Genomic DNA, 15,983 nt, shown 5'->3' on the forward strand with positions numbered 1-15,983 from the left:
CTCAGTCGAAACGCACCGAGCAACTGCCGATACCGGCAATGCTCACCCGCAAATTGTCCCCGGCGACCACTGGCACCATCGCCGACAGCGCACCGGACAGAATCACTTCACCGGCCTTGAGGCTCATCCCCAGTCGGCCCAGAGTATTGGCTAGCCACGCCACGGCGATGACGGGCGAACCCATGGTCGCCGCCCCGGCGCCGGTGCCGACGATCCGGCCGTTTTTCTCCAGCACCATGCCTGTGGTGTACAGGTCCAGGTCCCGTGGGCTGACCAGGCGATCACTGAGCACGAACACGCCGCACGAAGCGTTATCCGCCACCGTGTCCTGGATCTTGATTTTCCAGTCGCGGATGCGCGAATCGACGATTTCGAAACACGCCATCACCCCCTCCGTCGCCCGTAACACGTCGGCTGCGGTGATGCCAGGTCCTGACAGATCGTGCTTGAGGACGAAGGCGATTTCGCCCTCGGCCTTGGGCTGGATCAGCCCGGCCATGGCCACGCTGCCGCCCTGGTCGACGACCATGGCATCGGTCAACTGACCGAAATCCGGCTGACGCACGCCGAGCATGTCCATCACTGCCTGACTGGTGACGCCGATTTTTTTGCCGATGATCCGCTCACCGCCAGCCAGGCGGCGGCCGATCAGGTGTTGCTGGATCTGGTAGGCCTGTTCCATGGTCAAGTCTGGATGGCTTTCGGTCAGCGGCGCGATGGCCTGCGCTTCGACCAGTGCATTGAATAGCTTGTCGCCCAGCTGTTGGGTGTCGACGCTTGAATGGTTCACTTGATAACTCCTGTCCCTTGATGAAAATCAGCGCTGCAGGTTGTCGGTGATGGCTTCATAGCCCGCCGCCGCACAGTCGCAATCCTGCTCCTCACTGGCGCCGGATACGCCGATGGCGCCGACCAGGCGATCCCCCATGTGCAAGGGCAATGCCCCGCCCATGGGCACCAGCCGTGGCCGCAGGATCAGACACTGGCGGACATGGTCGGGGGCGTCACGCAAGCGCTTGCCGACATCGGCGGTGGGCAAGGCGAAGGACACGGCGGTCAACGCCTTGTCCTGGGCCAGGTCGATGGTATGCAGTGGCGCCCCGGCACTTCGACCGAAGGCCAGCAGATGACCGCCCCCGTCCAGTACCGCAACGCTGACCCGCCAACCGTGGTTGCAGGCGTATTGCAACGCCGTGTCCAGCGCCAACCGGGCCGTCGCCATGCTCAGCGGATCGCTCAACCGGGTGTCGGCCAATGGAATGCCCGAATTCATACAGAGATTTCCTTCAGTGAGGTGGCCGGCTGCGCAGCAGGTATTGCCGGACGTAGCAGATAGCAGGCCAATGCGGGGACCAGGACCAGCGCCACCAGCATGTTGCACAGGAACATGAAGGTGAGCAGAACGCCCATGTCGGCCTGGAACTTGATCGGAGAGAACACCCAGGTAACGACACCCAGGGACAGCGTCAGGCCGGTGAACACCACCACCCGGCCGGTAAACATCAGCGCCTGCCGATAGGCCATCGCCAGGCTTTCGCCACGGCGCAGCCAGAACAGCGTCACACTGAGGATGTACAGCGCGTAGTCGACGCCGATGCCCACGCCCAGCGCCACCACCGGCAAGGTCGCCACTTTCAGTCCCATGTTCAGTTGCACCATCAAGGCCTCGGCCACCAACGACGTGAGGATCAACGGCAGCACCGCGCACAGCACCGCACGCCACGAACGAAAGGCAATGAAGCACAGCAGCGACACCACCAGGTACACCCCCAGCAACATCCGCGTGTTGGCGCTTTTCACCACGATGTTGGTCGCGCTTTCAATCCCGGCGTTGCCAGCGGCCATCAGGAATGTGGCCTGTTCGTCGTTGTATTTTTCCGCGAAGGCAGCCGTGGTCCGGACCACCGACTCAAGCGTGTCGGCCTTGTGATCCTTGAGGTAGGCGTAGACCGACAGCAGGCTGCAGGTGCCGTTGAACAGCTCGCGGGGCGAGCGCATGGCCGCGGCATTGATCATCGATTGGTTGGGCGGCAACTCGTCCCATTTGAAGTTGCCCTCGTTCATCCCGACGTTGATCTTGCGTGACAACCCTGCGATGGATTTGGTGGTTTCCACCCCGGGCAATTCCCGCAGGCGCCATTCCAGTTCTTCAACCTTGCGCAAAATCGGATAGTCGACGCATTGCCCGGCCGGGGTCTCGACCATGATCACGAACACATCGCTGCTGGCCTGGTAATGCTCGATGATGAAGCGGTTATCCAGGTTGTAGCGCGAATCGGCGCGCAGCTCCGGCGCGCCCGGGTCGAGGTCACCGACCTTCAAGTCCTTGGCCATCCACAACGCGCCAAGACCGACCGCCACTGCCACGCCAATCGCCAGGCGTGCCGCACGGCGACCGGTGAAGTGCTCGAACAGCCGCACCAGCACGGGCAGCGATTGCCCTTCAAGCAGGGTTTCATGCTTGAGGCTACGGGCCGCCGCGCTCGGTGAGACACCGGTGAACGAGAGCATGATCGGCAACAAGGCCAGGTTGGTGAACACCAGGATGCCCACACCCAGGCTGGCGATCAGTGCCAGCTCCTGGATGACCGGCACGTCGACGATGGTCAACACCGCGAAGCCCACGACATCCGCCAGCAGTGCGGTGATGCCCGCGGCAAACAAACGACGAAAGGTGTAACGGGCGGCGATCAACCGGTGAGTGCCGCGCCCGACATCCTGCATGATGCCGTTCATTTTCTGCGCGCCGTGGCTCACGCCGATGGCATAGACCAGAAACGGTACCAGGATCGAATAGGGGTTGAGCTCATAATCGAGCAGCGGCAACAGACCCAGCAGCCAGATCACGCCAATCAAGGTGCAACCCTGCACCACCAGCGTACTGCGCACGCAGCGGGTGAATTGGTAGAGGATCGCGCTGGTGATCAACACCGCCACCGCAAAAAACCCCAACACCGCGTACAGGCCATCGATCAGGTCGCCCATCACTTTGGCGAAACCGATGATGTGGACGTCTACGCCACGTTGCGAATAAGTACTGCGCAAGGTTTCCAGGTTATCGGACAGTTGTTTGTAGTCCAGCGTCTGACCGGTTTTAGGGTCGATTTCCAACAGGGGCAAATAGATGATGCTCGAGCGCAGATCACGCGCCACCAGTTGGCCTGTTTCTCCCGAACGCTCGACGTTGTCACGCAGGTTGTCCAGGCTTTGTGCACCACCATCAAAGCCATCCGGGACTACCGGGCCACCATCGAAGCCTTCTTCAGTCACACCCTGCCAGCGAGTCGCCGGGGTCCAGAGCGACCGCATGAAAGCGCGGTCGACACCGTTGACCAGGTACAACTCGTCGTTGAGCTGACGCAGTGTTTCCATGTAGTGGGCGTTGAAAATATCGCCCTCTTCACGCATCGACACCGCCACCCTTATCGCGTTGCCCGCCCCCTTGAGGTCGCGGGCATGTTCCAGATAATTGAGGGTGAAGGGATGATGCGCGGGAATGGTTTTCAGGTAGCTGGCATTGAGCCGTACCTGGCTGGCCGCCATCGCGAGCAGCACCGTGACGATCAGGCAGAAGCCGACCACCAGGAAGCGGTGATTGAACAACACGCGCTCCAGACGATTACCTGAATACTTATCGAAATCCGCCAGGGAGGCGATAGCGGTAAAGCCATCGCAATTGCTGATAGCCATCGTGAGTAACCTTCTATGCAGGCCGACTTAGCGCAAAGCGCTCGGCGGGAAACGAGTGATGCCATGGGTGCCGACAGCCAGGCTGCCGCCATCGGGCAGCGCCAGCAGTGCGATCAATGGGAAGCGTTCTTCAGGCAATACCGCACGGAAGCTGCGACCGTCATCACGGCTGAGCCAGCCCTGCCCCGACTCATCCGCCAACAGCAGCGAGCCGTCGCGCAATTCGGTGGTCGCCGTCAGGCTCTTGCCCGATGCCACGCTCACAGGCTGCCAACTGGCCCCTTGATCGACTGAGCGGAACACATGCCCGCGCAAGCCCACTGCAATCAGGCTGTTATTGCGCGTGGCCAACAGGCCAAAGAAGCTGCCTTCGTAGGGGCTCGCAAAACGGGTGAACCCCTGCAAGTCATTGTTCACTCGCATCAACGCGCCCTGCTCCCCGGCCACATACACCCGACCGCCCAGGACCTGCACCGCGTTGAGGTGTTGTGAGTCACTGCCATCGAGCAACGTGAGCACCGGCTGCCAGCTCTGGCCGGCGTTTTGCGTACTGAATGCCAACCCGTAAGCGCCCAGGGCCAACACCCGTCCATCGCCCATGCACTGCACGGCCAAGAACGGTTTATCAGCGCCTTCAGCCACCAGGCGGCGCGCCTCGTCGATCCGGTCAGGACCCTGACGCACCTGCAAAATCGACCTGGCGGCTTGCACGCCTTCCATTTGCCGGGCCCAGTGGGCACCGCCATCGCGGGTGGCGAGAATCACCCCGCGATGGCCAACGGCCCAACCATTGGCGGCATCGGCAAAGCACACACCGGTCAGGCTGACCGTGACCGGAACACTGGCTTGCTGCCAGTGCTGACCCTGGTCGTCAGAGTAAAGAATGGTGCCGCGCATGCCGGCGACCACCAACCGCTCGCCCGCCATCGCGGCGGCATTGAGCGAGGAACGGCTGGCCAACGCTGAAACCACGGCGCTCTGTTCCAGCGTATCGGCCACGCTGCTGGACCCGGCGTTGCTGCCGGTGGACACCAGCCCGGCGGTCAAGCCCACGCAGAGCATCCACGCCAACCTGTATTTATTTTTATTCACCACATACCTCCGATAAGACAGGCGAACCCTTCGGGAAAGGAAGGACCCGCCACAAACATCAGCGTGCGCTCATCTTGGTCAGCGACTCCGGCGAGAAGAAACTTTCACGTCGACGCTCGGTGATTGCGAATTGCTCATTGCCCGCGTCGCCCATCGCACAGTTGTACATCCAGGCCTTGGTCCGGTGATCGTGGAAAAATCCGGTGCAATAGTTCGCGGTTGCCGGGATATCCGGGGCCACGAATGGCGTGCTCAACGAGGTGCGCCACAACGTGCCTTCGGCGTCCCAGCCATCGATGATCGCGTTACCCCAGTTGTCTTCGTCGTAGTAGTACTTGCGCTTGGGCACGGCATGTCGTTTGCCGGCCTTGAGGGTCGCCTCGACTTCCCAGACGCGGTGCAGCTCCCAGCGCATGTAATCCGGATTGACATGACGCCGGGCCATGACTTTTTCATCGGCGTTGGCCAGCAACTTGTTGTTGTTGTAAGGAATGATCATTTCCTTCTTGCCGATCAGCTTCCAGTCGTAACGCTCCGGCGAGCCGGTGCCACCGTAGTTTTCATCGACGAAGTTGACGCCCGACGCCACCGGGTTGGGCGTATCGAAGTTGATGCTCGGCGCGCGACGCACCCGGCGCTGGCCCGACAGGTATTGCCACAGGGTGCGGCCCTGCACGTAGTCCGTCACGTTGTGCACCATCAAGGCCTCGCCCGCGCGAAATGCCGGAGCGTAGGTCAGCTGAATGGCCATCATGAAGTTCGGCCCGGCGGTTTCCACCGAACCTTCCTTGTAGTAATACGGATATTGCGCATCGTCCTCGGCGGCCGTGGCCAGGACTCGCTGACCGTCCGCCGTAGTGGTCCAGACCTTGTACTTGGTTTTGGTGGCTTCGCCACGCCACAGCAGCTGATGGTTCCACTGCACTTCGATACCGGACTTGGGTATCGGGAATGGCACCCCTCCGTAAGCGCCCTTGACCACCAGGCCGTCACTTTCCAGGGTGGCGCGAGTGGCGTTTTTCAGGGTGTTGTCGTACACCCACTGCGGTGCCGATGCGGTGCGGCGTGTAGGGAACACATCGATGCGGAAGGTCTGCGGGTTGTCCTTGAACAGTTGGATCACGCCGTCGCTGAGTTTGTCCTGATACTGAGCCAGGTTGGCGGCGGTGATGGTGTACAGGGGTTTGTCCTGGGCGAACGGGTCGAACGCTCGATGGCCCTGCTGATAGCCCGCCGGTACGGTGGAGTAACCGCCGCTCCAGGCCGGGATACTGCCGTCGGCATTGCCGGCACGCATGGCACCCATGGGTGTCAGCGTCGTGTTCAGCGTCTGGGCGTCAGCAGCGCCGACGGCCCCGTAGGCGGACATGACAGACATGGACAGGGTGAAACAGGTCAACAGCTGAGTGAGCTTATTGTTTTGCATGGCTATTACTCAGAATGTATGAGAGACGCTGAAGGACACGAAATCCCGATCAGCATTGGTCTGTTTGAAGGTTTTGATCCCGTTGATATTGATCGGCGCCGAGGGGCCGTAATAGCCGGTGTAGGCCAGGGTGAAGGTGACCGATTTCAGATAGTCCGCCGTCAGGCCGATGTTGTAGTCGCCGCCCTTGGCCTGGCTGAAACCGCCGACCGCCGATGAGCGTCCGTCAATGCCGTAGCTCAAACCCATGGGCACAGAGAGGTCGACACCATCCATGACCTGGAAATAGGTCGGGGAAAAGGCGACACGAATCGCCGTCGCATCGCGTGTGCCATTGGGGTCAAGGTTGTCGAGGTTTTTCTCGACGCTGAGGGTGCGGTTCCAGGCCAGTTCACCGAGCAGACTGGCGGTATCCCAGAACGCACTGGTGGGCATGATGTAGATCATGTTGACCTGGGCGTGGGCGGTGCGGCCCACGGCATAGAGCGGGTTGCCATCGTTATCGCCGTTGCCCGCCAGATCGAGCATGGTCAGGCTGACCAGCGGAGCGTTGTCGCGCACCGAAGTTTCAAACCCGATATTGACGTCACCAAAGCCGCGGTTGGCGCTGAAGCCGTAGGCACGGATGTCCTCGGGGAACACCAGCATGTACTCGCCGATCTGGTCCACGCGACTGCCTGCGCCAACCCCGGGACGCAGCTGAACCTGGAAGTTCTTGTCGTGGTAGTTGATGGCGTACAGGCCGAAGTCGGTATCCAGTGCCTCGGAGCGGTAGCGCAGCTGCACACCCCACTGCCCGCTGTCGCGGGCTTCGACGTCTTCGCCGCGATAGAAGGATGCCGCTGGCACACCGTTCGGCAGACGTCCCACGACAATCCTTTCGCCGCCTTCATCCAGCAGGTCGGCCGGGCTGAAATAGCTGCCCGCCCCGGGAATGCGCGTACGCTCCCACTCGAACTGGTAGTAACCGCCGACCGAGATCGTCGGCGTGATCTGCAATTGGGTGGAAAACTGTTTGACCGGTAGCCCAAGCTCCTTGAACTGCGAGTTGGGTACGGTCAGCGCACGTACCGCATCGATCGGTTGCTGGCCTGCGGCAATACCGTTGCCGCCGTAGAACAGGCTTTCACCGTAGAGCAACGAGTGTTGGCCCAACCGCGACACGCCCCACATTTCATCGCCCACATCATAGTTGACGTAGACAAACGCATCGCGGAACTCCGCGTCCCGCCCGTGCAAGTCACGAGTATCTTTAGTGAACCGGTCATAACGCACACTGTAGGCGTTGGCAGTACCTGGTGAGTCGTTATCGTTGCCCTTGTTGTACACATCGTCGTACCAGGCCGCGCCGCTGACCCGCGCGCCGACCTTCTGGTAGGAGATGTCGAATTCGGAGAACAAATCCAGGCGGTTGGAGATCATGCCCTTGTCGAAATTGCGGTCGCCATCGTCCAGGTTCGAGTCCGCGACCAGCTTGTCGTGCTGGTCCTTGACGCGCCAGGCGTTGGAATACTTGACGTTGGTATCGAAGCGAACCTTCAGGTCGGAACTGCCGGTATCGAACTCCATCGCCTGTGCGCTGGACAACACTGAGCAGCCGAGCAAAGCCGCTGCCAGGCGGGTCAGTCGTGGACGCTGGGCAGCCGAACGGACACAACCGGGTGCTCGGTTCTGATGTATAGACATTAAAAGACCTCTGCGACAGTAAGCCGATTTTTGTTTTTATGAGTGACCGCCGAGGAAGCGGTAGTCGGGTCTCGTCGGGAGGAATGCCTTCCTCCCGATCCAGCGATTCAGTCGTTGAGCGATACCGGGTCCAGGCCGAAGATCATCGGTGGCAGTTGCTGCCCCAACAGATAGGCGCCGAGCATGCCCGCCGTGTCATCGGCATTCTGGGTAATGTGGTTGGACGCGGCGATGACGTCGCGCAGGATGCGCTGCAGTGGATTGTTCAGGTAAATGCCACGGGCCGACGTGGCCTTGAACAGCAGCATCACCGCCTCTTCGCAGTCGCGACCGACCCGGGCGATGTCGAGCATGTAGTGCACGCGGTCGAAGGCCGGCACCAGTTCGCGGCGCTCGACGTATTCGCTGCTCTCGGCCAGCATTTGCAGGAGCCGCGCACGGGCTGAACGCACCCGGACCACCGCATTGCCCAACCGGTCCTTGACGTACGGGCTCAGTGCCGCCCCAGCGCCGTCGGTGGTGTTGGTGCGTACGCTCATCTGCCGGATGTACTCATCGATCCCGCCCTGGGCCATGCCCACGAGCAATGCTGAAACAGCACCGAAGAAGATCTGGTTGAACGGATACAGATAGTTCGCCGGACGTTCGCTGTAGGTGTATTGAATCAGGCTGTGGGCACGGTGATGCGGCACGAACGCATGCTTGATCACCAGGCTCTTGCTGCCGGTACCGGCCAGGCCGAAGGTGTGCCAATCGTCTTCGATTACCCATGCGGAGCTGGGCACCAGCATCGACATGCGATCGATCACCTGACCGCTGGCATCACGCCGCAGGCCACCGAGAAACGCCCATTTGCCGTGATCGCAACCGCTGGAAGTTTTCCAGGTGCCGCTGATGTTGAAGCCACCCTCGACCTCTTCGACTTTGCCGAATGGCGGGTAGGACGAGGCTGTGATGACCGCGTTGTCGTCACCCCAGACATCCAGGCAGGCTTGCTCTGGCAACGAACCGTATTCCCACTGGTGGATACCCAGGATCATCATGTTCCAGGCACTGCTGCAGCAGCCGCGACCCAACTCCATCAGGACCTTGTAGAACACCGCGGGCGCCATCTCCCAGCCGCCATATTCCTTGGGCTGCAGGATCTTGAAGAAACCGGCGTCGACGAACGCCTCGATGGTCTGGCTGGACACCATCCGGTTCTTTTCCACTGACTCGGCTTTTTCCATCAGCATCGGAATCAACCCACGCGCGCGCTCGAGCAATTGCGCTTCGGTTGGAATCGCCTGGGCATCCACGGTCTCGGTTGGCTTGACGAAGTTGTTCATAGGTCTGTGATCTCTGGTTTATTGTTTTGTCTGCACGTTGAAAGCCGTCAGGGCTTCACTTGAGCGCAGCGAACCTGCTGTTGAAATACACCAAGGGGCCGTCCTGCTCTTGCAGGCCCCGGACACCGACGACTTCTCCGATAAACATGTCGTGGGTGCTGGCCGGGATGACTTGCTCCAACCGGCACTCGAAACTCACCAGCGCGTCTTCGAGCAAAGGCACGCCAGTGATCCCCGACTCCCAGCAACCTTCTGCGAAGCGCTCCTCGCCGCTGACCCCTTCGATCATTCCGGCAAAGCGTTTGGCAATGAATTCCTGGTCATGGGCCAGCACATTGATGCTGAAAGCGCCGGCGCGCTGAATCACTTCATGCGCCCGAACATTACGGTTCACGCAGATCAGCAACCGCGGCGGGTCGGCGGTGATCGAACACACTGCCGTCGCCGTCAGCCCGGCTCTCTCGCTGTCACTGCCGCTGGCGATCACCACACAGGCACCGGCCAGATGGCGCATGCCCTTACAGAAATCAGCGGTGGCCACCGTCGGCGGAATCACTGCTGGCGTACTACTTGATTGAATGGCGTTTAACATCTGGAAACCCTCACTGTGTCGCAGGCACGGGTGGCCCGCCGGCGTGATTGCTGCATGACCAGGCCGGCAGCCCGCTGTGGATCAGAGAACGATGTTGCGTTTGTGACCCCAGTCGCTCATTTTGTTGAACGCCTTCACTTCCCAATGCTGATCGTCAATGACCACCCCGCCCCAACCCATTTCGAAGTTGAACCCCGAAGGGGTCTGGGCATAGAAAGAAAAGGTCCTGTCGTTCGGGTGATGACCGAGTTCGAGAATGATCGGGATGCCCGCCTTGATGCAGCGGTCGTAGGCCAGGCCGACGTCGTCCATGTTCTGCACCTGGACCATGAAGTGGTTGAGCACCTTGGGGCTGGGCGCCTGCGCCGTGGCGATGGAATGATGACGGCCCGTTGCGGTGTGGAAGAACGTGGCGTCCACCACGATTCCCGGTTGCACTTCTTCCCGGATGTAATCGCTGACTCGCAGCTTCAACACATCCTTGTAGAAGCTCACGGTTTGCGGCCCGTTCTTGGCAAACGGCAGGAGGTGGCCGATGCCCAGGTCGCCGGTGACAAAACTGCCCTTGAGCACTGTCGAACGAAACACGTCGTTCAGACCTGCTTCGCTGTGGCCGAAGAAAAACTCGTGAGTGAAACCGTTCGGGTCCTGGATGCTGTACGCCTTTTCCACCCTGCGCCGCTGCAACAACTCACTGGACAGCACTTCGACCGCAACCTCTTTTTCACGCAGCTCGCCAACATAACTTTCAAGCTCCTGCTCGCTGCGAAACTGCCAGCCGGCCACCAGGATGTCGTCGATCGGATTCTTTTCCAGGAAGAATCGCTGGGCGTATTCATCCATGCGCAAGGTCAACCCCTGCTCGTCGCGATTGGCCACCTGCATGCCGATGATGTCAGTGGCCAGCCACTGCCACTTATCAAGGTCGCTTACACCGAATCCTGCGTAGGCCAACGAGTGAATTTCTGCCACTTGCCTGCACCTCATCTTGTTTTTGTTGTTCTGCTCTTTCTGATGACGCTTTGAAGAACAGCTGTTGAAGGGACAAGAGCAAGCGCTGTGCCAGCATTTGATATTTAAAAAAGTAATAATTTATTCTTTATTAATCAAACAGATACAGTCGACAAACAATGACTGTTCATCCGCAATCAGCGTTTTCACCCATGCAGGCGGATTTACGAAAATTCGAAAATTCCGAATTTCATTCAAGGATTTTCGTCAATCCCGGGCAGGGGGAAATAAATCGACTGGAATGCAGTGAATGGATAGCGCACCCCGGGCAGCTTGTGTTTCAGTGCGCTCAGCCAGTGAGGGCGCTCATGACATTTCTGGCACGCGTCTGGCATCGGATATCGCTACTTGCCTTCTATAACAAAAAACACAGGCTCATTTGATGACGACTCCTCCAATCGATAGCGAAGCGCGTTCGCGGCAGTCGCGTAATCGCAATGGCATTAACATCATCACCGACCTGCGCTTCCCGGACATGCAGGACCTGGTCGACCGGCTGTATTTCAACCCCAAGGAGGGACTGATCTGGCTGGGCGATAAACGCATGATGCTGATGCATGTAGAGGCGTTCGGGGCGTTGCGTCAGGAGCTGCTGGAAAGCAACGGCGTGGAGTTCACCCGAGGCCTGTTGACCCGAGTCGGCTACATGACGGGGCAGCGTGATGCCGACCTGGCGATCCAGGCCCGCGGCACGGGTAATGAACTGGACATCGCTGCGGCCGGGGGGCAGTTGCACGCCTTGTCCGGCATCGTCGAAGTCGCACCGGTGTGTATTGAGTTCGATCACGCAAAGGGCTTCAAATACGGCGAGTTCACCTGGAAACGCTCCGTCGAAAGTGACGTGCATATCGCCGCCAACGGGGTCAGTACCGACCCTATTTGCTGGATGGAAGTGGGCTATAGCTCAGGGTTCATGAGCCGCCTGATGGGCCGTCGCTTACTGGCCAGGGAAACCCAATGCCAGGGCTGCGGACATGATCTGTGCCGGGTCATCGTCAAGCCGGTCGAGGACTGGGACAACACCGAAGATGATCTCAAATACTTCCAGCCACGGGTCACCGACCATCGCCGGACACAACCGGTCAAGCCTGCAAAAAACACCCCCGTCAAGACGGCGCCGTCGCCCTTCGGACTGGAAGAGAGCCAACCGTCGGTGACCGAATTCGGCCGCCCGGTAGGCAGCTCCGCCGCCTACCACATCGCCATGCATAAAATTCTGCGGGTGGCAGGTACCAATGCCACGGTCCTGCTGCTGGGTGAGAGCGGCGTCGGCAAAACGATGTTCGCCCACGAGTTGCATAGCAACAGCCTGCGAGCCAACACGCCTTTCATTGAAATCAACTGTGCAGCAATCCCCGAGCAACTGATCGAGTCAGAACTGTTCGGTGTTCAGCGCGGCGCCTATTCGGGCGCGACTGACCCGCGTCCAGGGCGTTTTGAAATTGCCCATGGCGGCACGATCTTCCTCGACGAGATTGCCACCTTGAGCATGACCGCCCAGGGCAAACTGCTGCGAGTGCTGCAAAGCGGTGACCTGGAACGATTGGGCAGCAATAAAACGATCAAGGTCGACGTTCGGGTCATCGCCGCGACCAACGAAGACCTCGCCACGGCGGTCAAGGCCGGTCGGTTTCGCAGTGACCTGTTCTATCGGCTGAACGTGTTTCCGATCACCATCGCCCCCTTGCGCGAACGCAAGGACGACTTGCCCTTGTTGCTCGACACGGTCATGCGCAAATTGTGCGCCCTGCACGGCCGTCACTTGACCGGTGTGACGCCCAGAGCGCTGCAAGTCATTCTGGATTACCACTGGCCAGGCAATATTCGCGAGTTCGAGAACGTCATCGAGCGGGCCATCATCCTCTCCGACGACGGTGACATGCTGGATATTCGTCATCTCTCGGGCCTCGATGCCTTGGGCGGGCAGCTCGAACGCATCGGTACCGTCAGCTGGGACAGCGGCCCGGCCATCGGCATTCGCATGCCCCAGGTCGACGTTCCAGGCGTAGGGTTGGCGCAACAGGACAATGCAAGCCATGACCAGCTGCTCGCGGTCGCGCAACGCACCCTGCAACGGGGGCCGGTACGCCTGAGTCAGATCGAGCAGGTGTATATCGAAGTGGCCATGCAGCTCAGCGAAAATAACATCTCGCGCGCCGCCACCTTACTGGGGCTGAGCCGCGCGCAACTGGATTATCGACTGAAAAAAATGTCTTCGGACGAATCCGGCGCCCAGTGATTGTCGTAGAGACAACACCGGGCGATAGCGGACTTCAAGAGAGGGCCGGGATCGCCTCGGTGGCGGATCCCGGTGAGCGTTGGCGATCAGTCGAAAGCGACGGCCGAGTCAATGCTGGTGCAAAAGCGCGCGATACTGGCCATGGAGTTTTCATGCTCTTGCGCCGACGGCGATGCGCAACAGTCTTCCAGTACCAGCACATCGAAATCCCGATCGTGGGCATCTCGTACCGTGGCCTGGACCACCGCTTGAGTACTGACACCGCTGCAGTAGATGCGCTCGATGCCTTCGCGACGCAACAGCACTTCAAGGGAGGTGCCATAGAAGGGTGAAACCCGGTGTTTAACGATGTTCCACTCGTTCGCCAAGGGTGCCAGCTCATCATGCACTGCGCCGCCCCAGGCGTCCTTTTTCAAAATGCCGTTTTTTGCGATGGCGCCGAACACCTGGGAGGCGGGATTGGCTTCGCGATGGTCGTCGGAAAACGCTACCCGCACAAACGCCACCGCAATGCCTTTGTTGCGCGCTTTAGCAATGGCCGCTGCCGTACGGGCGATCAATTCGCGGCTGCGTACCTGCTCGCCCAGCGGCCCCTTGCCACTGGCCCCGTCGGGGTGAACCAGGTCGTTTTGCATGTCCAGAACCAGATAAATACTTTTCATCATGCTTTTCCCTTGGTTTGAATCAGTCGCACCACAGTGCACCGTTGATATCGAGGATTTCCCCGCTGATAAATCCTGCCTTGTCCGACAGCATGAAGCTGACGGCCGACGCCACTTCTTCGGCTCGGCCCATGCGTCCCAACGGGATCAGCGCGCGCAGACTGTCCGGGAAGGACGTGGTCATTTCAGTGGCGATCGGGCCTGGCGCCACGGCGTTGACCCGAACCCCGGCGCTGGCCAATTCCTTGGCCAGGAACAGGGTCATGGTGTGCACCGCCGACTTGGACATGCCGTAAGCGACGCCACCGGCTCGCGTCTGTTCATTGGCATCCAGCCAAGGGCGGGCGTTGCCACCGTTCTTGCCGACCACTGAGCCGATGTTGACGATGCTGCCCTGCTTGCGCTCGGCCATCAGTTGGCCGATCAGCTGACAAGGAATGAGCGTGCCCTGCACGTTGACCCGCATCACCCGTTCAAACTCCGAAACCTTGAGTTCCAGCGCGCTACCCGTGGACAAGACTCCCGCGACATTGACCAACGCAGTGATAGGCCCCATGTCATCTTCGATCTGCTCGACCACATCGCGCACGGCGATGCGCGAAGCCACATCGCAGGAATAGAAACGCGTGTTCGGGCCCAGCACCCGCGGCTCGGCCAGGTCCAGTGCCGCGACCTGATAACCTTCGCTGCTCAGCAGCTTGCACACCGCACTGCCGATGGCACCGCCAGCACCGGTCACTACAGCGACACTCATTGCGCACCCCGCTGCTGCATCGCGGCCTGGCCCGCCAGGCGGCCGAACACCAGGCCTTTGAGGACTGAAGTGCCACCGGCGTAGTTGCCAAAATACAAGCCCACGGTTTCACCGGCGGCGTAGAGGTTGCCTATCGGCTGACCGTCGGCGTTGATCACCTGCGCTCGCTCATCCACTTTCAGGCCACCAAAAGTGAACACGTTGGCGGAGATGATCGGGTAGGCGAAAAACGGGCCGGCATCCAACGGCAGTGCCCAGTTGCTTTTAGGCGGTTGCAGGCCCTCGGTGGCCACACCATCGAGCTGCAACGGCTTGTAGTCCCCAGGGACACAGGCGGCGTTATAGCGGCCCACGGTCTCTTGCAAAGTGCTTGGGCAAACACCCAGTTTCGCGGCCAGCTCGGCCAGGGTGGCCCCTTCGATCGCGGCCTGATCGGTGCGGATCGCCAAGCGGTAGTTGGGGACGTCCTTGACCTTCTGATCGAGAATGACCCAGGCAATGCCTTCATCCTGCTGATAGATCTGCCGCGTGACCCGTTCGTACCAGGCATCCACCGTACCCGGTGCTTCGTCAGTGAAGCGCAACCCCTGTTTGTTGATCAGGATGCCGTAGGGGAACACGAAAATCGACGGCTCGGAGATGCCCGAGCGCGGGTCCACGGGCTCGGCGTGATAGCTGCCGTAATCACCACTGGCCGCGGCGCCGACGTCCAGCGCCATTTGAATGCCTTCACCGCGGTTGTAATAGGCGCCCTTGCACACCGGACGCAAATACACCGAACGTGGCCCCAGGTAGCGGCTGAGCATTTCGGTATTGCCTTCAAAGCCACCGCTGGCCAATACCACGGCACCACGGAAAACCAGATCGCCCTGCAGTCGTGAAAGGGCCCGGATGCCGAGGACCTTCGCATAACCTTCGATCAATAATTCACGCCCGGAGGTTTCATAGAAAAACTCTGCGCCCAGGGCCTCGGCTTTGGCCGCCAGGGCTTCGACGATGGCCTCGCCGCCGCCGACCGGCAACAGCCGTGGCTGGGTGCTGGTCAGGAATTGGGTCGGCAGGAAATCGAACTTCACGCCGTGGCGCTTCAACCATTCAATGGTGCCTGGCACTTGTTCGGCGAAGGTGCCGATCACACTGGCGTCCACTGAGCCCAGCGCGCGGGTCTGTGCCGACCAGTCAGCGCGATCGGCGAGGGTTTCGGCGACAAAATCCGGGTCCTGGTAATAGCCGGAATGCTCGGCCAGGAACTGGTCGAAATCGTCGGTCACCTCGGTATGGCTCTTCATACGCAGATAGGCCTCGGTGAAGCGGCTCTGCCCGCCCCGCTCTTCTCGACTGGCCCGTTCCAGCACGGCCACGCGCAGGCCGCGTTCGGCGCCTGCCACTGCCGCCGACAGACCGGCAACACCGCAGCCCACCACAATCAGATCGAAGTTTAATTCAGCCATGGGTAGTTCCTCTCTTGGTGGCTGGTACTATAGAAATCGCTGCCCCTGGGTT

General features: G+C 60.3%; 13 protein-coding genes. 1 reads left to right on the top strand and 12 read right to left on the bottom strand.

The window, feature by feature from the left end:
• Window position 1 precedes the first annotated feature (1 nt).
• The 9 genes from dmpE to ACA062_RS20650 all read right to left on the bottom strand — a co-directional run bounded on the left by dmpE (window position 2) and on the right by ACA062_RS20650 (window position 10,786).
• The gene (dmpE, locus tag ACA062_RS20610) at window positions 2-790 is read right to left on the bottom strand and encodes a 2-oxopent-4-enoate hydratase (protein ID WP_497452752.1); all 789 of its coding nucleotides are present in this window, start codon (window positions 788-790) and stop codon (window positions 2-4) included.
• A gap of 27 nt (window positions 791-817) precedes the next feature.
• Window positions 818-1,273, bottom strand: coding sequence for a GlcG/HbpS family heme-binding protein (locus ACA062_RS20615; RefSeq protein ID WP_497452753.1), 456 nt, complete (start codon window positions 1,271-1,273; stop codon window positions 818-820).
• Window positions 1,270-3,690 (bottom strand): efflux RND transporter permease subunit, encoded by a 2,421-nt coding sequence (locus ACA062_RS20620; RefSeq protein WP_497452754.1) that lies wholly within the window; start codon window positions 3,688-3,690, stop codon window positions 1,270-1,272. The genes ACA062_RS20615 and ACA062_RS20620 overlap by 4 nt, the downstream gene beginning before the upstream one ends.
• Before the next feature lie 27 nt (window positions 3,691-3,717).
• Window positions 3,718-4,782: a WD40/YVTN/BNR-like repeat-containing protein gene (locus tag ACA062_RS20625; protein WP_497452755.1), complete on the bottom strand. Its 1,065-nt coding sequence runs from the start codon at window positions 4,780-4,782 to the stop codon at window positions 3,718-3,720.
• A 58-nt stretch (window positions 4,783-4,840) separates the two neighbouring features.
• Window positions 4,841-6,208, bottom strand: coding sequence for a DUF1329 domain-containing protein (locus tag ACA062_RS20630; RefSeq protein WP_497452756.1), 1,368 nt, complete (start codon window positions 6,206-6,208; stop codon window positions 4,841-4,843).
• Window positions 6,209-6,217: 9 nt separating this feature from the next.
• Entirely contained in the window at window positions 6,218-7,894 is a 1,677-nt protein-coding gene (locus ACA062_RS20635; RefSeq protein ID WP_497452757.1) for a DUF1302 domain-containing protein, read from the bottom strand.
• A gap of 107 nt (window positions 7,895-8,001) precedes the next feature.
• Window positions 8,002-9,222, bottom strand: coding sequence for an acyl-CoA dehydrogenase family protein (locus ACA062_RS20640; RefSeq protein WP_497452758.1), 1,221 nt, complete (start codon window positions 9,220-9,222; stop codon window positions 8,002-8,004).
• A gap of 55 nt (window positions 9,223-9,277) precedes the next feature.
• The gene (locus tag ACA062_RS20645) at window positions 9,278-9,814 is read right to left on the bottom strand and encodes a flavin reductase family protein (protein ID WP_154850504.1); all 537 of its coding nucleotides are present in this window, start codon (window positions 9,812-9,814) and stop codon (window positions 9,278-9,280) included.
• An 81-nt stretch (window positions 9,815-9,895) separates the two neighbouring features.
• Window positions 9,896-10,786, bottom strand: coding sequence for a VOC family protein (locus ACA062_RS20650; RefSeq protein WP_497452759.1), 891 nt, complete (start codon window positions 10,784-10,786; stop codon window positions 9,896-9,898).
• 421 nt (window positions 10,787-11,207) lie between these two features.
• Here ACA062_RS20650 and ACA062_RS20655 point away from each other — a divergent pair, with 421 nt between their 5' ends.
• Window positions 11,208-13,064 (top strand): sigma 54-interacting transcriptional regulator, encoded by a 1,857-nt coding sequence (locus ACA062_RS20655; RefSeq protein ID WP_497452760.1) that lies wholly within the window; start codon window positions 11,208-11,210, stop codon window positions 13,062-13,064.
• Window positions 13,065-13,150: 86 nt separating this feature from the next.
• On the opposite strand, the gene ACA062_RS20660 is transcribed toward ACA062_RS20655, so the two are convergent.
• From ACA062_RS20660 to ACA062_RS20670, 3 genes are read right to left on the bottom strand one after another with little or no spacing between them, the layout of a single operon-like run.
• Window positions 13,151-13,729 carry a cysteine hydrolase family protein gene (locus ACA062_RS20660; RefSeq protein WP_497452761.1) on the bottom strand — a complete coding sequence of 193 codons (579 nt, stop codon included), beginning with the start codon at window positions 13,727-13,729 and terminating at the stop codon, window positions 13,151-13,153.
• Between the two features lie 19 nt (window positions 13,730-13,748).
• Window positions 13,749-14,480, bottom strand: coding sequence for an SDR family NAD(P)-dependent oxidoreductase (locus ACA062_RS20665; RefSeq protein ID WP_497452762.1), 732 nt, complete (start codon window positions 14,478-14,480; stop codon window positions 13,749-13,751).
• Window positions 14,477-15,931, bottom strand: a complete 1,455-nt coding sequence (locus ACA062_RS20670; RefSeq protein ID WP_497452763.1) for an FAD-dependent oxidoreductase — start codon at window positions 15,929-15,931, stop codon at window positions 14,477-14,479. Before ACA062_RS20670 ends, ACA062_RS20665 begins: the two co-directional genes overlap by 4 nt.
• Between the last annotated feature and the right edge of the window lie 52 nt (window positions 15,932-15,983).

Source organism: Pseudomonas sp. LBUM1679 (assembly GCF_059695565.1).